General features: G+C 38.4%; 21 protein-coding genes, 1 tRNA gene and 1 CRISPR repeat array. Of the genes, 12 read left to right on the forward strand and 10 right to left on the reverse strand.

Annotated elements, in window-relative coordinates; translation table 11 throughout:
- Positions 1-669 precede the first annotated feature (669 nt).
- The 6 genes from H6G68_RS05665 (at position 670) to H6G68_RS05690 (ending at position 5,398) form a co-directional block, all read left to right on the forward strand.
- Positions 670-1,908: an aminoglycoside phosphotransferase family protein gene (locus H6G68_RS05665; RefSeq protein ID WP_127056591.1), complete on the forward strand. Its 1,239-nt coding sequence runs from the start codon at positions 670-672 to the stop codon at positions 1,906-1,908.
- A 34-nt stretch (positions 1,909-1,942) separates the two neighbouring features.
- Positions 1,943-3,028, forward strand: coding sequence for a T3SS effector HopA1 family protein (locus tag H6G68_RS05670; protein ID WP_190905761.1), 1,086 nt, complete (start codon positions 1,943-1,945; stop codon positions 3,026-3,028).
- A gap of 224 nt (positions 3,029-3,252) precedes the next feature.
- Positions 3,253-3,984 (forward strand): hypothetical protein, encoded by a 732-nt coding sequence (locus H6G68_RS05675; protein WP_190905762.1) that lies wholly within the window; start codon positions 3,253-3,255, stop codon positions 3,982-3,984.
- A gap of 138 nt (positions 3,985-4,122) precedes the next feature.
- Positions 4,123-4,329 (forward strand): GNAT family N-acetyltransferase, encoded by a 207-nt coding sequence (locus tag H6G68_RS05680; protein WP_339327842.1) that lies wholly within the window; start codon positions 4,123-4,125, stop codon positions 4,327-4,329.
- Between the two features lie 92 nt (positions 4,330-4,421).
- Positions 4,422-4,883 carry a DUF1499 domain-containing protein gene (locus H6G68_RS05685; protein WP_190905763.1) on the forward strand — a complete coding sequence of 154 codons (462 nt, stop codon included), beginning with the start codon at positions 4,422-4,424 and terminating at the stop codon, positions 4,881-4,883.
- An 80-nt stretch (positions 4,884-4,963) separates the two neighbouring features.
- Positions 4,964-5,398 carry an EVE domain-containing protein gene (locus H6G68_RS05690; RefSeq protein ID WP_190905764.1) on the forward strand — a complete coding sequence of 145 codons (435 nt, stop codon included), beginning with the start codon at positions 4,964-4,966 and terminating at the stop codon, positions 5,396-5,398.
- A gap of 139 nt (positions 5,399-5,537) precedes the next feature.
- On the opposite strand, the gene rppB is transcribed toward H6G68_RS05690, so the two are convergent.
- The 4 genes from rppB to H6G68_RS05710 form a co-directional block, all read right to left on the reverse strand.
- A complete protein-coding gene (gene rppB, locus H6G68_RS05695; RefSeq protein ID WP_190905765.1) occupies positions 5,538-6,893 on the reverse strand; it encodes a two-component system sensor histidine kinase RppB in 1,356 nt (451 codons plus the stop codon).
- Positions 6,890-7,585, reverse strand: coding sequence for a two-component system response regulator RppA (rppA, locus tag H6G68_RS05700; protein WP_190905766.1), 696 nt, complete (start codon positions 7,583-7,585; stop codon positions 6,890-6,892). The genes rppB and rppA overlap by 4 nt, the downstream gene beginning before the upstream one ends.
- A 56-nt stretch (positions 7,586-7,641) precedes the next feature.
- A complete protein-coding gene (locus tag H6G68_RS05705) occupies positions 7,642-8,046 on the reverse strand; it encodes a hypothetical protein (protein ID WP_190905850.1) in 405 nt (134 codons plus the stop codon).
- A 98-nt stretch (positions 8,047-8,144) separates the two neighbouring features.
- Positions 8,145-8,855, reverse strand: coding sequence for a DUF305 domain-containing protein (locus H6G68_RS05710; RefSeq protein ID WP_190905767.1), 711 nt, complete (start codon positions 8,853-8,855; stop codon positions 8,145-8,147).
- Between the two features lie 994 nt (positions 8,856-9,849).
- Between H6G68_RS05710 and H6G68_RS05715 the strand changes: the two genes are divergently transcribed.
- Positions 9,850-10,299, forward strand: coding sequence for an acyl-CoA thioesterase (locus tag H6G68_RS05715; RefSeq protein WP_190905768.1), 450 nt, complete (start codon positions 9,850-9,852; stop codon positions 10,297-10,299).
- Between the two features lie 13 nt (positions 10,300-10,312).
- On the opposite strand, the gene H6G68_RS05720 is transcribed toward H6G68_RS05715, so the two are convergent.
- The 3 genes from H6G68_RS05720 to menA are packed head-to-tail and all read right to left on the reverse strand — an operon-like array spanning position 10,313 to position 13,502.
- Positions 10,313-11,659: a 2-succinylbenzoate--CoA ligase gene (locus tag H6G68_RS05720; RefSeq protein ID WP_190905769.1), complete on the reverse strand. Its 1,347-nt coding sequence runs from the start codon at positions 11,657-11,659 to the stop codon at positions 10,313-10,315.
- Entirely contained in the window at positions 11,644-12,603 is a 960-nt protein-coding gene (locus H6G68_RS05725) for an o-succinylbenzoate synthase (RefSeq protein ID WP_190905770.1), read from the reverse strand. The genes H6G68_RS05720 and H6G68_RS05725 overlap by 16 nt, the downstream gene beginning before the upstream one ends.
- Complete coding sequence (menA, locus tag H6G68_RS05730) at positions 12,603-13,502, reverse strand: 2-carboxy-1,4-naphthoquinone phytyltransferase (protein WP_190905771.1); 900 nt, start codon at positions 13,500-13,502, stop codon at positions 12,603-12,605. The genes H6G68_RS05725 and menA overlap by 1 nt, the downstream gene beginning before the upstream one ends.
- 299 nt (positions 13,503-13,801) lie before the next feature.
- Between menA and H6G68_RS05735 the strand changes: the two genes are divergently transcribed.
- Both H6G68_RS05735 and H6G68_RS05740 read left to right on the forward strand, forming a co-directional pair.
- Positions 13,802-15,217 (forward strand): isochorismate synthase, encoded by a 1,416-nt coding sequence (locus H6G68_RS05735; RefSeq protein ID WP_190905772.1) that lies wholly within the window; start codon positions 13,802-13,804, stop codon positions 15,215-15,217.
- A gap of 185 nt (positions 15,218-15,402) precedes the next feature.
- Entirely contained in the window at positions 15,403-16,212 is an 810-nt protein-coding gene (locus H6G68_RS05740; RefSeq protein WP_190905773.1) for a class I SAM-dependent methyltransferase, read from the forward strand.
- Positions 16,213-16,222: 10 nt separating this feature from the next.
- A CRISPR array of direct repeats spans positions 16,223-17,080; the repeat unit is 36 nt; unit sequence GTTTCCATCCCCTTGCGGGGAAGTGGGTTTGTAAAG.
- 394 nt (positions 17,081-17,474) lie between these two features.
- Here the strand turns inward: H6G68_RS05740 and H6G68_RS05745 are convergent.
- Complete coding sequence (locus tag H6G68_RS05745; protein ID WP_190905774.1) at positions 17,475-18,773, reverse strand: glutamate-5-semialdehyde dehydrogenase; 1,299 nt, start codon at positions 18,771-18,773, stop codon at positions 17,475-17,477.
- 152 nt (positions 18,774-18,925) lie between these two features.
- On the opposite strand from H6G68_RS05745, the gene H6G68_RS05750 reads away from it, so the two are divergent.
- Positions 18,926-20,923, forward strand: coding sequence for a zinc metalloprotease HtpX (locus tag H6G68_RS05750; RefSeq protein WP_190905775.1), 1,998 nt, complete (start codon positions 18,926-18,928; stop codon positions 20,921-20,923).
- Between the two features lie 318 nt (positions 20,924-21,241).
- On the opposite strand, the gene mazG is transcribed toward H6G68_RS05750, so the two are convergent.
- On the reverse strand, positions 21,242-22,045 hold the full coding sequence (gene mazG, locus H6G68_RS05755) for a nucleoside triphosphate pyrophosphohydrolase (RefSeq protein WP_190905776.1): 804 nt from the start codon (positions 22,043-22,045) through the stop codon (positions 21,242-21,244).
- A 23-nt stretch (positions 22,046-22,068) separates the two neighbouring features.
- Positions 22,069-22,668 carry a metal-binding protein gene (locus H6G68_RS05760; RefSeq protein ID WP_190905777.1) on the reverse strand — a complete coding sequence of 200 codons (600 nt, stop codon included), beginning with the start codon at positions 22,666-22,668 and terminating at the stop codon, positions 22,069-22,071.
- A 144-nt stretch (positions 22,669-22,812) separates the two neighbouring features.
- On the opposite strand from H6G68_RS05760, the gene H6G68_RS05765 reads away from it, so the two are divergent.
- A tRNA-Val gene (locus tag H6G68_RS05765) sits at positions 22,813-22,885 on the forward strand.
- A 376-nt stretch (positions 22,886-23,261) separates the two neighbouring features.
- Positions 23,262-23,432, forward strand: a complete 171-nt coding sequence (gene psb34 / locus H6G68_RS05770) for a photosystem II assembly protein Psb34 (protein WP_190905778.1) — start codon at positions 23,262-23,264, stop codon at positions 23,430-23,432.
- The last annotated feature ends 4 nt before the right edge of the window (positions 23,433-23,436 follow it).

Raw genomic sequence — 23,436 nt, forward strand, 5'->3', positions numbered from 1 at the left:
TATTTTCTGTTAACAGCCTTAACGAGTAAATATGGCTACACCTAGCCAGCTATCATAAATCAAATAGGATTGTTATGTTTGCTCAACCGAAGTCAACATCCTTAACAGATAAATACTTCCGAGCCAATAACATTAACTACAAAAATATAGGACTCCTATTTGAATTTTGTTGGCGCAGCCTGCGCTTTGCGCTTACAGAACTCCGTATACCTTGATTCCTTCTTCTCTGTTCCCTGTTCCCTGTTCCCTACCTCTACGAGTAAATATGGCTACGCCACGCAAGCTATCAGAAACCAAACCGGATTCCTATATATGTAGCAGTTCTAAATGATATGTGATCAAATCTGCCCGTTGTTGCCTGTCTCCACAAGTCAGTATGGCTTACGCCACGCAAGCTATCACCAATCAGTTAGGAGTACTGCATACCAGATTTAGAATTTTAAATAGTGTAAAAATTCTATGTTATTTTCACTAGAGTTTAAAGAAAAGATAAAGTATATTTTGCCATTTTGGCAGGTTTGATTAACACAAATAAGATATTAGTAGATATTAGAAATAGTTCTTGATCTTCGTATTTTTTTTGGTATCACTCTTGTACTAATGGCGCTAAGTCAATTTCGGTATAGGTAATTCTCTGATCAATCAATTTAAGAAACTAGGAAATAATAAATGTTATTATCACTGTCTTCTCAAAATGTTATCCAGTATCTGCACAAGGTAGGTCTGTGTAGCGCAGAAGATAGCGCATCATATGCATCTGAGTTACTAGAAATTAACCGAAAAAATCGCAATTTACTGGTAACTTTAACAGATAATCACAAACTTTTAGTGAAACAAAAACGACATATTGATTTGGGTAGTAGTCATGATGAGTTTTATAATGAATGGCTGTTTCACCAATTGTTGCAGAAGTTTCCAGTTCTTGGTAATATTTCCGCGCTCGCTTCATTAGTACTTAATTTTGATGAAGAAAATTCTATCCTTGTCCGTAGCTATTTAAGCGAATATGTGGAACTAGGGAAATTTTATCAAAACAATAGTATTTTCCCTAAAGAAATTGCTACAGCTATTGGTACTTCATTAGCAGGGTTACATCGTACAACTTTTCAACAGCGAGAGTATCGTAATTTTATGGAAACTGCTCCCCAAGGACAGTTTCGCTATAATTTTTACAATCCTGCTCAAGGTATAGGCTTAATTAGCTCAGAGATTTTTGGTACAATTCCCACTGAAGCACTCAAATTTCATGCTCTTTATCAGTGTTACGAAAGTCTAGAATCTGCAATTGCAGACTTGGCCTATGAATGGAATCCTTGTTGTTTGACTCACAACGATTTGCAATTGCATAATATTTTGGTTCACTCTCGTTGGGAGCAGCTAGATAATTGTTTAGTACGGCTGATTGACTGGGAAGCTTGCGCTTGGGGAGATCCAGCTTTTGATTTAGGAACTATACTAGCAAGCTACGTCAAAATTTGGCTTTCGAGTTTGATCGTAGATCCTACTCTAGAATTAGAAGAATCTTTGCATTTAGCGATGATACCGCTGGAAGTTATTCAACCTTCAATATTGGCTATTATTCGCTCTTATCTTCATGGATTCCCCATGATTCTAGACTATAATCACAACTTTATTGTGCGTGTTATTCAATTTACGGGCTTGGCACTAATTCATCAAATTCAAGAAATGATGAACAACCGTAAATATTTTGATAATACCAACCTGTGTATGCTCGAAGTCGCCAAAAGTTTATTAATTATGCCTGAACAAGCTGTGTTGACTATTTTTGGTGCTTCGGAATCAGAAATTCTTCAATCTGTGAGCGGATTTGAAAAACTACCGAAGCCAGAAAAAGGACAGCAATTAGTGCAAATTTTTTACGAAAAAACTCGTCTGCGTGGTTGTTAATATTGTCAATAAATTTTGAGGTGCAAATTAATTAATGCTAGATGATTCTACTAATCAAATCATCAATTCTTTGTTTGATATTGCTACTAATATCCAGATAGAGTCTAACTTTTGTATTCATCATCCCAATTATCAACCGTTTTCTTTGCCAGCTACAGTAGCAAATAGATTTCAACAAAACTCGCCAGCTTTACAACAGAAATATCTGGCTTTACTACTACGTAATTTTCTGCACGGTATTTATTATAATGGTTCGCTACAAACAGTTTTAGCAGTGAATGCTGATGCTATTAATTTCTCAAAGTCGCCCAATTTAGATCAAAATTCCAGTTTGGGAATTGATTGGGATTTTTATGAGCAACTTCACCAGAGTAATCATGGAAATGGTCACTATGACCCTGATTGGCAAGTGTTACGATTAGAACCTGATAGGAGTATAGCTGTAACTAAAGGTGGTTTGACATTGTATGTTGAGCCAGAATGCTATCTCAAATCTCGTCAAAAGTCTCCCAAAGTGGGTGATTCTATTGCTATATGGATGCCCAAAAATCGCTTACAAAATGGCTGTTACATGGCGGTTAGTAATGTCGGACAAGAACGCCCAAAGACACCAAATGCTGATTTAGGAGTAGGACGGATTTATTTTAATTTTACGCCAGCAGGTGCGATCGCTCTCATGGAGAGTTTGACACAACAACTAAATAATACAGAAATTCCCTTTAGCTTTCAGGTTCTCTATAATCCCTCTGCATACGGGCGTTATGATGCAGGTGTACTTCATTTTGAAAGACAAGATTACCCCATAATTCACAAAATTCTTCAAGCCGTTTATAAACAGCATCAAAGTCATTTTCAGCCAGAAATACCCTTATTTACCAAATTTTTAGCTCCCGGATTGAGTTTAGCCGAAGAACCAAGCCACAAATTTGCTGCACAGGAAAGTTTTGGGCTAAACCGTTGTCAAATCGTCGCAAATGCTTTGTTAGAAGCTTGGGAGAAAGGTAAAAATGCCATTGAAGAGCGGATACAGATTATTGACGAACACTTTGCACAGCACCTAGTTGACGTGCATCATCCTTACCTCAATCCTGCTTCTGAAGATATATATCAACCTCTATAGCACTGGGAACTAGTACAAGTTGGCGTAAATAAACCAACTATTCCAAATCTCTAAAAAGCTCATACTGTATTTATTTTGACTTTTGATTTCCACCCTGTGGTACTAGTCTCAACTCTAGTAACAATAAAACATATGCTAATTTATACGGTTAATATTGCTCATCTAAGTAATTTTTCAGTTTGAAAGTTTTGTGTTAATGTTAAGGATATTACTAAAAGATTTATATGCCGCAGCCATCTACTCCTGATGTAGAGTTACCAATTTATATCTCTGCTAAAAAAATTACACAACTTTTAATTATTATAATTTTATGTCTTACCCTAACTGGCGTTATAAGTGCTTATTTCTGGGTTTCCGAGTTCCCATTTCCAAGCTCAAAATGGTTTCACGATCTCTTTAGCCTGGATGCAGAGTTAAATATCCCGGCTTGGTATTCATCGTTCATATTATTATTTTCTTCGGGATTACTAGCAGTAATTACTTCAATTAAAAAGACAGATAAGTATTTTAGTTATTGGAAAAATTTATCTTTAATATTTCTTTTTTTCAGCCTAGATGAAGCCTTTAGCTTCCACGAAATTTTGATTATTCCATCCCTAAGAGAACAATTTAATTTAAGCCCAATATTTTTTCACACCTGGGTTATATTTGGGATTCCTGCGGTTATATTTTTTGGATTTAAATATTTCAAATTTTTCCTAGATTTACCTAAGAAAACTCAATATTTATTCTTCCTTGCCGCAGCTTTTTATGTAAGCGGATCTCTGGGTATGGAAATGGTAAATGGGCTTTTAAGAGAATATTTTGGTAGGCGTGAAATAATAACAACAATTGGCATAGTGATTGAAGAATTGTTGGAAATGATAGGAATTGTAACTTTTATCTATGCACTGCTAACTTACTGTAGCAGTTTGAAAGAAATTATTAATCTAAAAATTTATATATCTGAAAAGTAGGTTTAACGCCAGGGCGAACACATCTACTCCTATATTGCACCATCATCTTCGCCGCGAAAATAAAAGTCTAAAAACCTTTTCCCTCCAGCATAGCTGCCTTGTCATAACAACAATTTTTAACGCCGACCTACTTATGAGATAAATGTCGAATCTGTCGGTTGTCAACGATTTTCTGGATTGTATCCAAATATCATGAAAAGGAGAGAACGCTGCGATGGATACATCTGGGGCGCTTATGTGCAACCAGCTTACCGTCGTCAGGGAATTGCCACTCAATTAACAAAAAAGCGATGGACTTTTAAGCGGACACGATATTACAGGGTTTTGTCCCCAATGTGGTGCTGAATTCGACCGAGATTATGTTTCACGGGTTCACTGGGATTGTGAGTGTGGTTGGATGGATGATACGGTGTAGTGTGAAACCATAAACCAGTCCCATGTCTCTTCTAAAACTCCTACAGCAACTTCTTGTAAGAATAACTTTCGTCATATTCTTAACCCTCTCAATTCCTACGGTTACTTGGGCGACTTCTTGGACAGAAGGTTATCTTACTCCTTGCCCAACTTCCAATAACTGTGTTGTCAGTCAAAACGCTGATGTAAAGCACTCCATTGACCCGATTCCCTATCATGTAGACCGTGATAAAGCACGAGAAACCTTACTAAAGGTTCTCACGGTCGTTCCCCGGACAGAGGTGATAGAACAGACAGATAATTATATCCATGCTCTTTCTAAAAGCCGCATTTTCAAATTTGTTGATGATGTAGAGTTTTATTTACCAGCCCATGAGTCAGTAATTCACATTCGCTCGGCATCTCGCGTGGGAGAGTCAGACCTTGGTGTTAACCGCAGACGTTTGGAGCAAATTCGTCTGGCTTTACGTGATTTAAATATCTGAATAGATGAGGAAAATAATTAGACAATCGCTAATCTTCAATATTCATCATATTCTTAATGAATTCTGCAAATTATTGGTTAATGAAATCAGAACCGGCAGTTTATAGTATTACTGACCTGCAACAACAGCATGAGACTATTTGGGACGGTGTGCGAAATTATCAGGCTCGTAACTTTCTACGTCAGATGAAGTTAGGAGACTTAGCTTTTTTTTACCACTCTAATTCTAACCCTCCCAGTATTGTGGGGTTGATGCGTATAGTCAAAACAGGTATTACTGACCCGACACAATTTGAACCAACGAGTAAATATTATGACCCAAAATCAAATCCTGAATCCCCCCGTTGGCAAACAGTAGCAGTGGAATTTGTGGAAACCTTCTCTCACCCCATCCCACTATCAATACTCAAAGGAAAATTTAGCTCCGATGAGCTACTTTTGGTTAGACCAGGAAATCGGTTATCAGTGATGCCTGTATCGTCAACAGTAGCTAAGAAAATACTATCTGTGTCATAAAAACTGCTTATTTTTCAATAAAGTTAAGTACCTGAGCAAAATTAATTGCATATTTTTGGGGAACACAGAAATCTCTGAATTTCTGATCTGTTAAGAGTTCCCTGTTCCCTCTGATAAATGTGAAATTTATTTTGCATCACTACTTATCAAGTGGACGGATATCGAAGGGTAACTTAATAGTAAAAGTGCTACCTTTACCAAATTCACTTTGCACATCTAAGCTACCTTGGTGTGCCTGGACAATTGCTTGTGCGATCGCTAATCCTAAACCAGAACCACCAGTACGACGAGAGCGATCGCTATTCACTCGATAGAAACGATCAAAAATCCGAGTTAGTTCCTGTTGCGGAATCCCAATACCAGTATCTTGAACCTGAATCACAGCATAATTATCAGCACAGTCTAAGCAAACAGTTACCTTTCCCCCCTGTGGTGTGTATTGAATTGCATTGATAATTAAATTAGAAAACAAGCGATAAAGCTGATCTGCATTACCAATGACATCCACAGGAATTGATAGCCGGACTGAAGAAGTCAGTGTTACACTAGCAGCGATCGCTAATGCTGCAAATTCTTCTATTAAGTCATCAACAACATCATTCAAGCAGCAGATGTCACATTGCATTGGCACAGGTTGACTATCTAAGCGACTCAGCAGTAATAAATCTGTCACAAGCGTTGTGAGTCGCTGATTCTGACGTTGTAGAGTTTGCAGAATGTCCCGCGCCTCTATTTCATCCAATTGCGGCATCAAAAGTGCTGATTCCACCGTCGCTTGTGTTGCTGCTAGAGGTGTCCGCAATTCGTGTGCGGCATCTGCTGTAAATTGTTGAATTTGTCTATATGATTGATAAATCGGTTGCATTGCTAAAAGAGCTAACCACCAACTAGCAACACCAACCAGAAGCATGATGATTGGTAATCCCAATCCTAAAGTGAGTTTTACAGCCACAAGATAGCTATTGACATCTGCCAGACTTCGGCCTACTTGAATGTAACCCCAATCAAGATTTTCTTGGGTGTGCAGAACAAAAGAAATCTGATGGTAGAAGTTTCCTTTACTATCTTTGAGAGTTTGCCAAAGTTCCTTGTTAAAAATCTGAGATAATCCTTCTGGATAAGTTCCTGCTATAGCAATCAAACGTCCGGAGTTATCGAAAAATCGTACATAATAATTACCTTGATTGATGGCGCTTAAAATATGGCGTTTAAAATTTAACTGATCTTGAATGCAGCTTTTATCAACCACACAAATATTAGGTAAAAGCTGCTGGATAACTGGTTCAAATTGACCAGGTTGTTGTAATTTAAGTTCTATACTGTCGTGCAGTGTTCCAGCAACAGACTCCAATTCTCGGTCTAATGTCATCCAATGGGCATGGGAAATTGCTCTGTAGATACCGAAACCGCACAGGCTTAAAATCAAAGCCATAACAAGGGCATACCACAACGCTAAACGCTGACGGGTTTGCTGAAATAGATTATTCTGATTCATGGCGTGAAATTGAAACGATATCCCGTACCATGTAAAGTTTCAATCACATTCTCACAACCGCTACTGGTTAGTTTACGACGCAGCAAACGCATTTGAGCAGCTACCACATTACTAACTGGTTCTGCACTTACTTCCCAAAGCTGATTGCGAATTTGCTCGGTGGTAACAATTTGGTTCGGGTGCTTCATAAAATACTCTAGTAGCTGGAATTCTTTATTAGTCAGAGAAATCTCCTGTTTATTCCCCGCAGTGTTTTGACTCACAACCATATTGTTGCCGTAATCTAGAGTCAGATTGCCAACAGTTAATTCCTGGGGCTGAAATTGGGGCGATCGCCTCTGCAATGCACGCAATCTAGCCAGTAATTCCGCCATACCAAATGGTTTAACCAAATAGTCATCAGCCCCTGCATCCAGCCCGGCAACTTTATCTTCCATTCTGTCTTTAGCTGTTAGCATTAATACAGGTAGGGGGCTTTTGTGAGAACGGAGCATTTTGCACAACTCTAAACCTGAAATTCCCGGTAGCATCCAATCGAAAATAGCTAAGGTGTATTGTGTCCACTTATTTTCTAAATATGCCCACCCATCATTACCATCTAGTACCCAATCAACCAAATACTTCTGCTGGGTAAGAGTTCGTTTAATAGCTGCTCCCAAATCTGGTTCATCTTCGACTAGTAGGATTCTCATACCATTTTGGATTTTGGATTTTGGATTGACCTCATAACTATTCTCTAACTAAAAAATTACAGATTAAAATTAAATCGCCCGTTCACCTTTTCACCTTTAATATCCGCAGTGATTTTCACTTGATACTGACCAGGTATATTTTCAGCTAAATTTGCTTTGTAATGCTTACCACTAGCATCATAGGTTAATAGAATTGACTTTTGTTTTCCATCTGGAAGTTGAATTTGAGCCGTTACTTTGGCATCAGGTACGGCTTCATGATTATCGCTTGTTTGCAAATATAAATCTATATGAGTTTGATTGGCTTCTTTGCCAGCAACAAATTCTAAATGATATTTTCCTGTTTCTACAACTTGACCACCTTTAGATGCCCCATGCTGATTATTTGTTTTAGCCGCTGGTGAAACTGGAGCAGATTTATTTTCACTAGTTGAATAAGTAAAATAGCAAAAATCTGGTATTAATCAATACTTTTGCGAATTTACGAAGGCGAGTTGATGATGCAGAACTCTTGTAGAGATGTTGCATTCAACATCTCTATATTTTTTCCCAAATCTGTCTATTTGTTATACCAAGCTTTGCGCCATTGTTTCATTTGGTTAATCTCTGCATCTTGGGATTTGATAATATTTTCAGCCAAGGTTTTAATTTCAGGACGCTGAGACTTTTGCAAGGCATCTTTTGCCATTACTAAAGCCGCTTCATGGTGCGGAATCATGGCGTTGATAAAGCGCAGGTCAAATTCTGCATCAGCTGCCCCTAAGTCCATGTTCATCATCATGGCTTGCATTTGCTCAGATGACATTTCCATCATGTGACCCATTTTGGCATCATAAGCCATTGGTTTATCTCCCGCTTTGGCATACCAAGCTGTACGCCACTGTTTCATTTGCGTAATTTCTCGGTTTTGTGCTTTGATAATTTCGTCTGCTAGCTTTTTGATTTCAGGGCGTTTCGATTTCTGCTGTGCTTCTTTTGCCATTTCTACTGCCCCTTGATGGTGCGGAATCATCGCATCAATAAAGCGTAAATCATAGTTAGCATCGGCTGGGCCTAAATCCATTGTCATGCTGTGATTCATCATGCCACTACCATGAGTCATCGGTTGCTTGTCATTAGTAACAGTAGCAGTAGTGGCAGGGTTTGATACTTGGTTTTGGGAATCGCTGGTAGAACAGGCTGTTAACAATCCGCTGGGAATAGAAGCGATCGCTACCAAGGTCAATGACAAGAAACTGTTTTTGAGAGTAGAAAGTTGCATAGGGATCATCTAAATATTTCCTGATTTCATTTTAAAATCTCTAGTTAGCTAGAAATTCAACCTTTATGTGATTGATTTTTAGCTTGAGTAATAAAATTGTCCAGATAACTAGTTATTTACAAGGCGATTGTTGCACTTACTTTATAAGTTAACAGCCAAAAATGAAATCAAGATGAAATATTTAGTTCAAATTTGTATCAGTATTTTAAGCAGAACGGGAATCAACATTTGGGCGAAGGTGTACGGCTAATCCATATAACTGCTTGAGTTTAATTTGGTTTGCATAAACACAGATGCTGCATAGTCAATGGCTAGTGCTTAAGCTCAATGCTGAAAGGCTGCCAGCTTGACAAAATTCTGCACATTACTTAAATAGGGCTTGCTGTTCGCGGAGCGTGCCGTTAGGCATATAAATGTAAAACCTAGATAAATCGAGGGATTCAGGGGTAAAAAAAGTTAAGAAGGTGCAAGGAATAGATATTAAACCCATCAAAAACTGATCACTTTTCCCCCAAAGCAACTATTCAAAAGCTGCTTCTAATTCTTCCTCCGGTCACTGAGCGTAGTCGTTCGCGAAGCGTCTCGTTCACGTAGTGTCTCCGACAGGAGAAGAGAAGTGCTGACTCCTAACCCCTAACGAAAAGACTTTTATGCCTACGGCACGCTACGCGAACAGCAAACCCTAAATCGTTACTAGTTGTTACTGGTCTATCCTGCGGGTAATTTCTATCTGTGGGGATATTTATGCCGATCTGACTTGAAAAAAGTGGCAGAAAAGATTTTCATGGGTTTTAGTATCCGCATTTCATGATGGCTACTTAGGCGCATCCAAGGAAATGATCTACAGCATTTTTTAAATCAATAATCCACATAACATCACAGCAGATCTCTTGATTTTTACAAGGTGGTCTATTTAAATAAAATGTGCAGTAAGTAAAGTACAATAAATTATCATAGTAGGCATTTTGCCTGCTTTTTGTTTTGATTTGGGAATCTTGATCTTATGATTTTCAATTATCACCGGGTTGTGCGTTTTCAAGATACTGATGCAGCTGGAGTAGTGTATTTTGCAAATGTTTTGGGAATTTGCCATGAAGCTTATGAGGAATCACTAATAGCTATCGGTATCAATTTGAAAACTTTTTTCACCAATCCATCTGTAGCTTTTCCGATTGTACATACTAATGTAGATTTTTTTCGCCCCATGTATTGTGGTGACAAGCTAGTGATTAGATTATTATCCCAACAAATAGGCGTGAATAAGTTTGAAATTACCTATGAAATTACGGTGGATGAGGTAATAGTTGCTAAAGCTATGACTCGTCATGTTTGTATTGATGTCAATAGCAGAATGAAGCAAGAGTTACCTGATCATATCAGCAATTGGTTGGAAACTCATCGTAAAGACTCAGAGGGGGCTGAGAGAAGAAAGTTGCGGGAAGAAATTGTATAATTTCTAATTCTAATCACTTGGTTGTCAGAAAATTCTCGGCAATTTCTTGAACTTGTTGACGGTTGATTTTACCTTGGGCATTTCGGGGTAAGTTTGGTAGGGAAATCCAATATTTAGGAATTTTGAAGTTACTAATTTGATTTTTGAGTTGGTTTTGAATTTCTAAGGTAGAAGTATTCGAGTCTTTGGGTATATAAATTGCCGTTAATGCTTGTCCCCAATGTTTATCAGGTATGCCAATTACACAAACATCAATAATTAGGTTAGTTTTTCTAATTGCTGTTTCAATTTCTGCTGGGTAAATGTTTTCACCACCTGTAATGATTTTGTCGCTACTACGTCCGCTAATATGTAAATAGCCTTCTTCATCTAAAAAACCAATATCATCTACAGAAAAATCATCTTGATTTTTCCAAAGTTGTGGATAGTAACCTAAAGCCAGGGATTTAGCTTGAATATTGATATTGCCTGTAAGATGATGAATTGTTATTTGGGCATGGGGTAAAATTTTTCCACTACTAATTTTACCTTTGAGAAATTCATCTGGTTTAAGAGTGGCAATTTGAGAAGCGGTTTCTGTCATCCCATAGGTAGGTGCTAGACGAATGTTATGAAATCGCGCTTTTTCTAGCAGTTCCTCCCATGCTGGCGCACCTCCTAAAAGTACTGTTTCAAATTGAGATAACCATTGAGTTAATTGGGGATTTTCTAACAAGCGTTGTAATTGTGTGGGTACTAAAGATATAAAATAATCTGAATAATTCAGATTATTTCTTTGACAAAATGCTACTTCTTTAAATGTGTCAATAACTAAGTTACCGCCAGTCATAAAACTTCGCATAAATTGCATTAAACCACTAACATGATATAATGGTAATACACAAAAAGAATTAACTTTTCTTAGTTGAAAATATGCTGTAAATCCTTGTACAGAAGCTGTTAATGTTTCCCAAGTGTGAATAGCAAATTTAATCTTTCCCGATGAACCACCAGTAGGAATCATAATGGAATCAGTAATTGGTAATTGGTAATTGGTGTTTGGTGATTGTACACAATGATTATCTACTCCCCAAACTATATCTGGTTGGACTAAATTAAAAACTTGTTGCCATTCATCTTTTCCCCAGTCAGGATTACAGAGAAAAACGGGACATTTAGCAGCACAAGCAGCGATAAAGCTGGCTAAAAATCTTACTGGTTCCCGTTCAGCTAAAATAATTTTTGGTGGTGTTTTCTTTATCGATAATTGAGTTAATTCTAAATATAATTCATTTGCTATTTGCTGAAATTCTTGGCTATTATAACCAATTAACCAATCATGATCTGTGCTTTTCTGTAAATAATCTAGAGGTTTTTCCATAGACTTTGAGGAAAGGTTAACTCTTGTTGTGTAAAAAAGTGGTTAATACCAAAACCAACAGCACGATTATTGATAGACAATTCTGCTGCTAATTGCAGTGCGGCTTGTCTACCAATTGGGCTTTCAAATACAGATGAAAATACGGCATCAATATTATGTTGTTGGCAAAATTTTCTCAACCGAGATGGTGAACCAGCTATTCCCGGTTTAATTACAAAAATTCCTCGCCAACCTTGTTGATAATAGTGTTCGAGTTGTTGTAGAGTGGCGACAGATTCATCTAAAGCAATTGCTGTAGAATATAAATTACTCAATTCTAATACTTCTGCAAATTGATTCACAGCTAAAGGTTGTTCGATAAATTCTATTTTTGGTTGGAAATTATCGCAAGTTTGTAGCCATAATTTTGCTTCTTTGTAGTTGAGTCCACCATTAGCATCTAAACGTAGTTTTGCCGAATCGGGTAAGTTTTGAATTAGTAAATTAAAGATTTCTAATTCTTTGGCTATATTATCTACCCCAATTTTCCATTTAAATGTTTTATATCCCTGTTCCCATAAACTTTGCCATTGATGTAAAGCGGCTTCTCCTGCTGATAATAAACCACTATAGGTGAGATTTTGAATATCGATAGATTCAGATTTCTCACCTAATCTTGATAAGGCTGATTCAAAAGCAAATTGACAAGCTGGTAAGTTATCAGGAATCGCCAAAATTATCTCTGATGTAATTTCTTTTGGTAGCTGGTGACAAAAATCTAAAGCTTGTTCAATTGTTTCAGAACCAAACCAACTGATAGGAGAAATTTCTCCCCAACTAACTTTATCTGTAATATCAATCAGACGAATAATTATGCTTTCGCGGATTTCCCAAATTCCATGATTTGTCACTAGAGGACGAGTGAATTTGTGATTAATCGGACGAAAGGAAAATTGATAATTCATTACCCCAGCATAAATCCTACACCCAACAACAAACAACTCCAGAAATGCACAGCGACAGCAATGAATTTACAGTTACTCACTTTGTCTGGTTGGTTGTGATTTTCTAAAACGTGGCGACATAATTTGAATGCAAAGGGTAAACTTACCCAACTTAACAAAGTCCAAACTGGAAAAATTCCCAATCCCACGCACAAAAGATTAAAAGGATAGATACTAGCAGTGAACCAAACTAAGACTTTAGCACCTGTTTTAGTACCTAAGCGAACAATAGGAGAGCGCTTGCCAGCAGCTATGTCATCTTTAACTTGGTGAAAGTGTGAGCAAAATAGAACTAAACTAGTAACAATGCCAACAATCACCGAAACTGCTAAATTATTGATTGACCAAGTTTGAGTTTGACTGTAGTATGCTGCTGACATTCCCAAGGGGCCAAAGGCGAAAAAGCAGATAATTTCCCCCAAACCCTGATATCCTAGACGAAAGGGAGGTCCCTGGTACATATAGCCCAAGCCGCAGCATAGCAGAATGATACCAATTACAGTTGGGTCTTGTTGTAAAAGAGCGATCGCTATTATCCCCAGCAAACCCGAACCTAAACATAAATTTCCTACCCAAAACATTAACTGCTTGTTACCAGTCAAATTTACAAGGGAGTGATGTTTATTTTTATCAATACCTGTTTCAGCATCAAAAACATCATTACTGATATTTTCCCAAGCCAGAATTAAAATTGCGGCTGCAATAAATATTGAAAATATTGTGGGATTAAGAATCTTTGTTTCTGCAAATGCTACCGCTGAACCTACCCATATAGGCATAATAGCAACGCTGTACATCGGCGGTTTGATCGCTGCCAGCCACAATTTATTTTTGGGGATAGAAATCTGATTTTGAGTCATCAGCCGTGATGAGTTAAATTGCTCTAAATTTACTGCTCAGTTTAGATGTTATAATCTTGCGAGACATTTGACGCTGGTAAATTCCCAAAAAATGCTAATTTTGTGATTGCTGGTTAACCTTAAGATCATAAAACTTGGCTTTACATTTTGCAGACAAAAATAGTATCAGTTCTGGGAAACCCCAAAACCCAGCAAGTCAGAGGCTGGTTAATGGTCACTGAATATGCTACCTATAGAAATACGACCATGACTTATTACGCTTTAGGAAGATAACTTAAAAAAAATTAACTTACACATCCATGACAATTTCACCATCTCGCAGCAGTTTCTTTGTAGATGATAAAGATTTGCATCAATTGCTGTTAGCAGTTCAGGAAAAGTGCTGCGAAAATCGTACCCAGCAAATTGTGAGTATTTCTCTAGAGATTGACTTAATTGATCCTTTAGTTGTTTTAGATAAATTTTCCCAATCAAATACCTTAAATTTTTACTTTGAAAACAAAAGTAAAGGTGAAGCTATTGCGGCAATTGATGCTATAGCAAAATTAGAGCTTGGTGGTAAAGAGCGGTTTAATAAAGCTGAGTACTTTATCAAAGATTCTCTAAGCAATGTAATCCATTTTGGCAATACCCGTCAACCCTTTACCGGAATTCATTTCTTTTGTTGCTTCAGTTTTTTTGAACAGCATCACCAACCCAATTATCCATTTCCTGCTGCGACGATTTTCCTCCCAAATTTGCAAGTAGCTATAAAAAATGAATGCTGCACCTTAGTCATAAATAGTATTATTAATTCTGATGTCAATATTCAAACAATATTACAAGAAATAAAAACCAAAATTGACATTATCCAATCTTTAGAAAATCACTCACTTCATAGTGATATCTTTCCTGTCAACTTACTCAAAAAGAATATTACCAATCCAGATAAATTCAAACATTCAGTATTATCGGTTTTAGAAAAAATCCAAGCTAATCATTTAAGAAAAATAGTTTTAGCGGATATTCTCGATGTCAGTTCAAGCAATGCTTTTAATTTATTCAAGTCATTAAATAATCTCCGGCAACTCTATCCTAATTGTTATGTTTTTTCTACAAGTAACGGCAAAGGACAAAATTTTATTGGTGCTAGTCCAGAACGCTTAATTAGTATTCAAAATCAACAATTAATTACTGATGCTTTAGCAGGTTCTGCCCCCAGAGGTAAAACGCCTACAGAAGATGCAGAAAATGCTGATAAATTAATTAATAGTACTAAAGAAAAACATGAACACAAACTAGTACTAGACTTTATTAAACAACGTTTATCACAACTAGGTTTATTTCCTCAAATTCTATCCCCACGTCTGCGACAATTATCAAATATTCAGCATTTATGGACACCCATTAGCGCTGTAGTTCCTGATAATGTTCACCCTTTGAAAATTGTAGCTCAATTACATCCTACACCAGCGGTTGCAGGTGCAGCCAGAGATATTGCTTGTACAGAAATTCGCCGTTATGAAAGTTTTGAAAGAGGTTTATATGCAGCACCTTTGGGTTGGGTAGATGGATCTGGTAATTGTGAGTTTATTGTAGGGATTCGTTCGGCATTAATTGATGGTAATCGCGCTAGACTTTATGCAGGTGCTGGTATAGTCGCTGGTTCTAATCCTGATAAAGAATTTGCTGAAGTACAACTTAAACTGCAAGCATTATTAAAAGCCTTGGTTTAAGGGACTTCCAATTAAAAAAATCCCCAATTTGTAGGGTGGGTAAAGCCCTTGCGGGCCTGGCTTCGCTAGAGCGCAGCGTAACCCACCATTACTATCCCCTAAATTTATGGTGGGTTACGGACTACCTAACCCACCCTACTATTTTTGGGTAATTTATTTTTTGGTTTTCCCTAAAGTGAGGATTTATGGATAATTATAAGCAGCAGATAATAGAACTTTTTAATTCTAGAACTGCCTATGATCAGGAAGAAGGTACTCATCATCCACATGAAGCCAGTCTTCTACTTGAATCTATACCAATTCAGCAAGGACAGAAAATTCTGGATATTGCCACTGGAACTGGTTTAGTTGCCATTCCCGCAGCTTTGAAAGTTGGTTCAGAAGGCTATGTAATTGGTGTAGATATGTCTCCTGGAATGCTACATCAAGCCAGAGAAAAAGTTGCAGCAGCAGGATTAAAAAATATCGAATTTGTTGAAGCAGATGCAGAATATCTAAATTTTAATGATGGTAGTTTTGATGTCATCTTTTGTTGTTCAGCAATCGTATATTTTGCTAATATTCTTGCCAGTTTAAAAAAGTGGCATCGCTTCCTAAAACCAGGAGGATTTGTTGCGTTTACTTGTCCTCCTGAAACTGCCTATATGGCATCTGTTTATGTGAATATCTGTACAAAATTTTTCGGCATACCCTTGACACATATTCTCGCACCACTTGGTAGTTCTGAAAAGTGTCATAAATTCCTAAAACAGGCAGGTTTTAAAGATATTGAGATTAAAATTGAACCACGCGGAAGATATCGCAATTTCAGTAATCAGGAATTATCTAGTCAATTTTTAAATTTAATATTTAAAGGAAATCCACTGTTACTAGAAATATCACCCGAACAATTAAATCAGTTACAAGTTGATTACAAATCAGAAATAGAAAAACGAGTAACTGATCAAGGAGTTTGGGAAGATACTACAACCTTTTTTGTTCGCGCTAGAAAATGAATTTATTACTGTTTTCATCCCCTTGCGGGGAAGTTGGTTTGGAAAGTAGATCCAAATAAAGAATGGACAGAGACTAACAGATACGTTTCCATCCCCTTGCGGGGAAGTTGGTTTGGAAAGTAACCCAAATTCAATTATGATACACAATGCAGCCCTTGTGTTTCCATCCCCTTGCGGGGAAGTTGGTTTGTAAAGGCCGAGAACCTTGCCAAAGCATTTAGAGAAGCGGCAAAAAGTTTCCATCCCCTTGCGGGGAAGTGGGTTTGTAAAGCAGTAGCCCCCGCCACAAATATCAATGTTTCTTCTGGTGTTTCCATCCCCTTGCGGGGAAGTGGGTTTGTAAAGGAGAGTTTGTTTCCCTGAGTGGAGGTAGTGGAGGAGGAACTGCGTTTCCATCCCCTTGCGGGGAAGTGGGTTTGTAAAGATTTTTCCAAGATCTCACCTAAGGATCTTGCCATAATCGTTTCCATCCCCTTGCGGGGAAGTGGGTTTGTAAAGGTAAATGGTGACACCCTCAGCAATGGTTCTGAAAATGTTTCCATCCCCTTGCGGGGAAGTGGGTTTGTAAAGTCAAAACACCTACGTTGCTCCAATCACCGCAAATAGTGAGGTTTCCATCCCCTTGCGGGGAAGTGGGTTTGTAAAGTTAAAGAAAAAATGTCACAGCAAAAGCAAGCTGAAGGTTTCCATCCCCTTGCGGGGAAGTGGGTTTGTAAAGATTCAATTTTGTTCTTATTGGTCAAATTAATCCCATTTATGTTTCCATCCCCTTGCGGGGAAGTGGGTTTGTAAAGTATACACTTTCTAAAATACGTTTGAATATAAATGAAGCGTTTCCATCCCCTTGCGGGGAAGTGGGTTTGTAAAGAGTTCACTTCTATAAACCTTACAGAGCAAGAGTTTCAGATACCCAAATCGACACCACTTTTTTTATTGACAAAAAAGTAGTGCTTATTGATAAAAAACTGCCTATTTCAACAGTCGAAACCCTTACTACAAAAGCAATCGACACCAATCAACGAAGTTATGCGGTTTTCAAGGTTCTGACGAGTGGTGTCGATGACCTCGACACATTTTCTATATGTACAGCAAATAACCATAAATGTCAAGTTTTTTACAGATTACGAGCCACTTTTATCGAAATTTTCTAACCAGCGAATTACATCAGCTTGACTAGAAAAATCTAAAATTGCTTCTGCTTAAGGCGAAAAGTTTTTGTAAGGGGCATAAATCCCCGTTACAAAAACGGCCTCCTGCCTTCGTTAATCCAAATCTCGATGTGTAAATGATTTAGCATTTGCACCCGTGTAACTAGATACAATATGACCATCACCAGACATTTGATATTTATATGTTATCAAACCTTCTAAACCAACTGGGCCGCGAGGTGGCATTTGTTGGGTACTAATTCCCACTTCTGCACCGAAACCATAACGGAAACCATCTGCAAAACGAGTTGAACAATTGTGATAAACTCCCGCTGCATTGACTAAAGCTTGGAATGTTTCCGCCGCTTTTAAGTCTTCTGTAATAATGGCTTCTGTGTGACGAGAACCATATTCGCTAATGTGAGTTATTGCTGCTTCTAAAGAATCAACAATTTTAATGGATAAAATTAAATCGCTGTATTCTGTTTTCCAGTCGGTTTCTGTTGCAACCCCAATATTCTTTAAAATTTCCAAAGTTCTTTCATCACCTCTTAATTCAACATTCTCAGCTTGTAAAGCTGCGGCAACTTGAGGGAGAAATTCGGAAGCAATGCTGCTGTGAACTAGTAAAGTTTCAATAGCATTACAACCTGATGGATATTGGGTTTTGGCATCAACAGTAATATTGATGGCTTTGGCAATATCAACCATTTTATCTACATAAAGATGACAAATTCCATCAGCATGACCTAATACAGGAATTCGCGTATTTTCCTGTACAAACCGGACAAAAGAATTAGAACCTCTGGGAATAATTAAATCTACATATTTATCTAAATGTAAAAGTTCTAAAATCTCTTCTCTGGTGGTTAGCAACTGCACGGCATCGGGGTTAACAGCCGTGTGAGATAATCCTTGTTTAATGGCTTTAACTATGGCTTCACAAGAACGTAAAGCTTCTTTACCACCTTTAAGAATTACACCGTTACCGGATTTAATTGCTAAAGAAACAATTTGAATTGCTGCTTCGGGACGGGCTTCAAAAATGATTCCTAAAACTCCCAAAGGACAAGTAATGCGTTTGAGAATTAAGCCTGTGTCAATTTCGCGGTGAATTTGCACCTTACCCACAGGATCATCTAACTTACCAACATCTCGCACCCCAGCGATCGCATCCCTTAACTTATGTTCATCTAACTGCAACCGTTTATAAAGGGGTTTAGCGATTCCTGCGGTTGTCGCTGCTTGACAATCAGCCACATTTGCTGCCAATATTTCCTCTCGTGCTGATTCTAAAGCCAAAGCGATCGCTTCAATAGCTTGATTTTTGTCCTCAGTTGAAAGAACTCCCAGTTTACTGGCAGCTTGGCGGGTTTTGTGAGCAATTTCAATTAAACCAGAAGCGGTATTCATACGCAAAAATAACAGTAGGCTATCTGAAAAACATTTATTTTTTATCCTATCAATATTTCGTAATCATAAATTTTGCGAAATTCTGATGACAAGTACAGTATTTATTGAGTATTGATAGATAAAAATCTCACCCTTTTGATCACGGAGATTCTATGTCATTACAATCAGGGCTAGATGCTTTTAAGCAAGGGCATCATGAACAAGCAATTTACCTACTAGAAGAATTTTCCCAAAATTCCCTAGAACTCAGTTCTCCAGATTATTTAACTTCCCAAATGTTTCTAGTTAAAGCATATCAAGCCATTGGGGATATAGAAAAAGCTACCATTGTGTGGCAAAAGTTAATTAAGAGTGATAACCCACAAGTACAGAAATGGGCAAGAGATAATCGTCCGACTTCACTATCCCAAACGGAAACCGAATCGAGGACAATGTCCAAAGCTGGAAGGGCTGTCACAACTGGGGTAAGCTTGGCCATGGGGGGCGTAGGTGGGAGTTTAGCCCTAGCATCTGGTGTCACCATAACCTTGCTATTTGGCATGGTTTTTGTTTTAGGTTTAAGCCTAGTATTGATTACCGACAGTAGTGATCCTGGTGCTGGACTAGCGATCGCCATTGGTATTACCTTAATATTTAATCTTGCTGCTTTTTTCTTCTCGCCCTTCCTTATGGACTTAAGCCAAAACTGGCTTTACAAGACTCGTTGGGTAAATTTAGCAGAAATTGAAAACCTTAGCCCAGAAACAGGGAAAATTATTCGCCAAATCTGCCAGCAAAAAAACATCAAAATTCCTAGACTAGGAATAATTGACGACCAAAACCCCACCGCTTTTACCTATGGTTCTTTACCTAACAGCGCCCGGTTAGTCGTCAGCCAAGGACTTTTTACTTACTTAGATGATGATGAAGTTGCTACTGTCTACGCCCACGAACTAGGGCATATAGTCCATTGGGACTTTGCCGTCATGACCGTAGCTTCTACGTTAGTGCAGATTTGCTACCTAATTTACAGCACAGCCAAAAGATTTACCCGTGGTGGTGGCGACAACAAACTCAAAGATGCTTTAGAAACAGCCGGTTTAGTTGCTTACATCTTTTACGTGATTGGTACATACCTGCTGTTATATCTTTCTCGTACCAGAGAATATTTTGCAGATCACTTTGCTGCCGAAACCACAGGAAACCCCAATGGACTATCTCGCGCCCTAGTTAAAATTGCCTATGGGATTGTCGAAGAAGGTTCACGCGCCCAAGAACCCAGCCGTTTAATTGAAGGAACTCGCGCTTTAGGAATTTACGACCACAAAGCCGCAGCTTCCACAGGTACAGCCTACCGCATCTCTTCCGACCCCCAAAAAATCGGTCGCGTTTTTTTATGGGATATGTTTAATCCTTGGGGTTGGTGGATGGAATTAAATTCTACTCATCCCCTGACTGGTAAACGAGTCCGCGCCCTCAGTACATACTCCGAACAACTAGGTTTACAAACTGAGTTTGATATGGGACGAGTCATGGGCGAAGGTAAAACCCTCAACAAGAAAAAACTTTATGGCAATTTCTTCTTAGATATCATCCTTTATGGTGCAGAAACCATTGGTTTTATTGGCGGTTTAATTATCGGTGTATTTTTGGCATCCTCCACTGGCAACCCAGCGATGATGGGAGGAGGAATATTTGTTGGTTTAGGAATGGGAATTTTAATTAAAGCCTTTGTGATGTTCCCCGATTACAGCAAAGCCATAACTACAGATATTCTCACTTTAATGTCAGATCCCTATGCTAGTCCTTTGCGGGGACAACCTGCCAATTTAGAAGGAGAATTAATTGGTCGAGGTGACGCTGGTTATAAATTTGGTTCTGACTTGAAACTCCAAGACTCTAGCGGAATGCTTTATTTACGCTATGCTTCCCGTTTTGGTCCAATTGGTAATTTTCTGTTTGGGATGAAAAGAGTAGAAAGTCTAATTGGTCAAAAAGTAGGAACTATTGGTTGGTTTCGCCGGGGAATCATGCCTTGGATGGATTTAATCCAATTAGAAGGAGAAAATGGCACAGTTGTCAAAAGTTATCACCGCTTCTGGTCATTTCTGATGGGTGGTGGAGTAATTATCCTGGGAATAGTATTAACTGTATTTTTTAGCAGAACCTAATTTGCAAAACAAGCATTAGACACCGCCAATGATGTAGAGACGTTCCATGAAAAGTCTCTACATTGATTCTGGATAACACATATTTACATTCAGTTACTATCTAGGGCTTGCTGAATAAATCTAAAACTTAGATATATCAAGAGTTTGAAGGTTAAAAAGGTGAATCAGGTGCAAGGAATAAGCGTTGGAACTACCAAAAACCTATTACTTGACCAGATTCAAGACTATTCTTCTCTTCTTCTAATTCTTCCTCCTGACTCCTGACTCCTGACTCCTGACTCCTAGCCCTAACCAAAAGACTTTTTCAGCAAGTCCTATCTAATGACCAAGTTGAGCTTTTGCCTGTTGCCAGAGAGCATCTAACTCTTCTAAACTGTAATCTGTAAGCGGACGTTCAATAACGTTTTCCATTTTTTGTAACCGCTGAATAAATCGCTGACTTGTACCTTGCAAACCTGCACTGGGGTCAAGATTATGCCATCTCGCAACTTGAATAATTGCAAATAGTAAATCACCTAATTCTGATTCTTGTCTTGCCGGTGTTTCTTCAGCTAAAGCTTGTTGAAATTCCCCTAACTCTTCGTGAAACTTTTCCCACACCTCATCAACATTATTCCACTCAAAACCAACATTTGCAGCCGTTTGAGAAATCTTCATTGCTGCATTTAATGGCGGAAGACTACGCCGATAACGACTAAGTTTATCACTAAGTTTTTGCGCTTCTGGAGTTTCTCCCTTTTCCGCCGCTTTGATAGTTTCCCAATTTTGGTGTACCTCATCCATACTTTGCACCTTCACATCACCAAAAACATGAGGATGACGACGAATCAACTTTTGAGAAATACCCTTAGCCACATCTTGCAGAGAAAAATCACCAGCTTCACTAGCAATTTGCGCCTGTAGCACCACCTGTAATAATAAATCACCTAACTCTTCAGCGATCGCACTTTTATCTCCAGTTTGAATCGCATCAACCACCTCATAAGCCTCCTCAATCACGTAAGGCGTAAGACTTTCAGGCGTTTGTGCCAAATCCCAAGGACAACCACCATCAGGCGATCTCAATTTCGCCACCACCTCAATTAACTCCTGCAAAGCCACCAAAGACTCATTACCTTCCATAAAACCTCCCCTGCCCTCTGCGTTTACCTCTGCGTACCTCTGCGTTTTTTTACCGCCTTTACACCCCGCGTCGGTTTACGCTTCTTAATTTTGCCATTAGGAAGTAACCCTTGAATCCCTTGTTTCTGAAAACGTTTATAAGCCGAACCAGTCCAATCGCTGAGAGAATGACTCATCGCCCCAATTTCAAAGCCAAGAAACAGAGCAAAAAATTCTCCATAATAGAGAGAGAGCGATCGCCCTACACCACTCCAAACCTCGCCCCAGTTCAAAGCGACATTACCCAACTTCGCAAACACCACCAAAACTATCAGCCCCACAACCACCAGAAAACTCGTCAGATACACCACTCGCAAAGTCGTACCAATAATCGGGCCATGGGATAAAAAAGAGCGATGGCGCAGACTCTTTTGATAAGGTAGCCAAATCCAACGCAAAAACCCCCAACGCTGAAACTGACGCGAGTAAATATCCAAATCGGGGCCAAACATCAGCCCTCCAAACATAAACCCCCCCGCCACCAACAACGTCATATTACTGCTGCGAGTGGAAACCATTGTCACACCCGCCACAAATGGCAAAGACCAGATAGTAATGCGATCGTGCGTCTGACCAGAAGGCATATTCAGTCCTGAGTGCTGTTAGCGGTAGCTGGGCGTTTAGCTCGTACTGAGTAAGTATAGTTCTTAAAAGCATATACAAAAAAATTTTCCCAAACACTTGCAAAATTCCAAATAGCTATGTTATATTAAACAAGTGAGAAAAACGGGCGGTTAGCTCAGTTGGTAGAGCGCCTGCCTTACAAGCAGGATGTCATCAGTTCGAGTCTGGTACTGCCCATTTAAAGTAAAAACAAAATTCTTAAGATAGCAGTTTGCAATTAATTTGTGAACTGCTATATTTTTTATGGCAATAAATTCGTTTCGTCTTGTCAAGACACAACTGCATTATTTAACATACTCTACAAATTCCTTTTATATATTGTTCAACCCGCTTTTGTTACATTTCCTCTGGAAACCAGCACAGGCGGACTTCCTTCCGGGAAGCCACTTCGTATCTTGACTGTATAGCCAAGACTTCCAGTCACCAGTGGTTCCATAACTGATAAGCAAGCCCTATTAACGCCATCTATTATTTTTTGTCAAGTTCTATTGACAGTTCGTAACAAACTTGTTATATTTGTTTACATAAAGTAACAACCCAAAAGAAAAACATTATGTATACCACCATTAACGAAAACGGCATTCTCAATAACTATTCTACTGAGCCAAAACTTTACTACGCAGAATATCCTACTAAAGAGCAACAAAACCGCTACGTCTTCCAAGGTGTAGTTGCAGTTTTATTTGTTTCATCTATAGTTTTAATTGCGTTAGGAGTTAGTTAATATT

It is taken from the genome of Anabaena catenula FACHB-362, from assembly GCF_014698735.1.
Taxonomy (GTDB): domain Bacteria; phylum Cyanobacteriota; class Cyanobacteriia; order Cyanobacteriales; family Nostocaceae; genus Anabaena; species Anabaena variabilis_A.

Coding starts and splice junctions, on each gene's coding strand:
- H6G68_RS05665 (WP_127056591.1), top strand. CDS start 670: ATGTTATTATCACTGTCTTCTCAAAATGTTATCCAGTATCTGCACAAG.
- H6G68_RS05670 (WP_190905761.1), top strand. CDS start 1,943: ATGCTAGATGATTCTACTAATCAAATCATCAATTCTTTGTTTGATATT.
- H6G68_RS05675 (WP_190905762.1), top strand. CDS start 3,253: ATGCCGCAGCCATCTACTCCTGATGTAGAGTTACCAATTTATATCTCT.
- H6G68_RS05685 (WP_190905763.1), top strand. CDS start 4,422: ATGTCTCTTCTAAAACTCCTACAGCAACTTCTTGTAAGAATAACTTTC.
- H6G68_RS05690 (WP_190905764.1), top strand. CDS start 4,964: ATGAAATCAGAACCGGCAGTTTATAGTATTACTGACCTGCAACAACAG.
- rppB (WP_190905765.1), bottom strand. CDS start 6,893: ATGAATCAGAATAATCTATTTCAGCAAACCCGTCAGCGTTTAGCGTTG.
- rppA (WP_190905766.1), bottom strand. CDS start 7,585: ATGAGAATCCTACTAGTCGAAGATGAACCAGATTTGGGAGCAGCTATT.
- H6G68_RS05710 (WP_190905767.1), bottom strand. CDS start 8,855: ATGATCCCTATGCAACTTTCTACTCTCAAAAACAGTTTCTTGTCATTG.
- H6G68_RS05715 (WP_190905768.1), top strand. CDS start 9,850: ATGATTTTCAATTATCACCGGGTTGTGCGTTTTCAAGATACTGATGCA.
- H6G68_RS05720 (WP_190905769.1), bottom strand. CDS start 11,659: ATGGAAAAACCTCTAGATTATTTACAGAAAAGCACAGATCATGATTGG.
- H6G68_RS05725 (WP_190905770.1), bottom strand. CDS start 12,603: ATGAATTATCAATTTTCCTTTCGTCCGATTAATCACAAATTCACTCGT.
- menA (WP_190905771.1), bottom strand. CDS start 13,502: ATGACTCAAAATCAGATTTCTATCCCCAAAAATAAATTGTGGCTGGCA.
- H6G68_RS05735 (WP_190905772.1), top strand. CDS start 13,802: ATGACAATTTCACCATCTCGCAGCAGTTTCTTTGTAGATGATAAAGAT.
- H6G68_RS05740 (WP_190905773.1), top strand. CDS start 15,403: ATGGATAATTATAAGCAGCAGATAATAGAACTTTTTAATTCTAGAACT.
- H6G68_RS05745 (WP_190905774.1), bottom strand. CDS start 18,773: ATGAATACCGCTTCTGGTTTAATTGAAATTGCTCACAAAACCCGCCAA.
- H6G68_RS05750 (WP_190905775.1), top strand. CDS start 18,926: ATGTCATTACAATCAGGGCTAGATGCTTTTAAGCAAGGGCATCATGAA.
- mazG (WP_190905776.1), bottom strand. CDS start 22,045: ATGGAAGGTAATGAGTCTTTGGTGGCTTTGCAGGAGTTAATTGAGGTG.
- H6G68_RS05760 (WP_190905777.1), bottom strand. CDS start 22,668: ATGCCTTCTGGTCAGACGCACGATCGCATTACTATCTGGTCTTTGCCA.
- psb34 (WP_190905778.1), top strand. CDS start 23,262: ATGTATACCACCATTAACGAAAACGGCATTCTCAATAACTATTCTACT.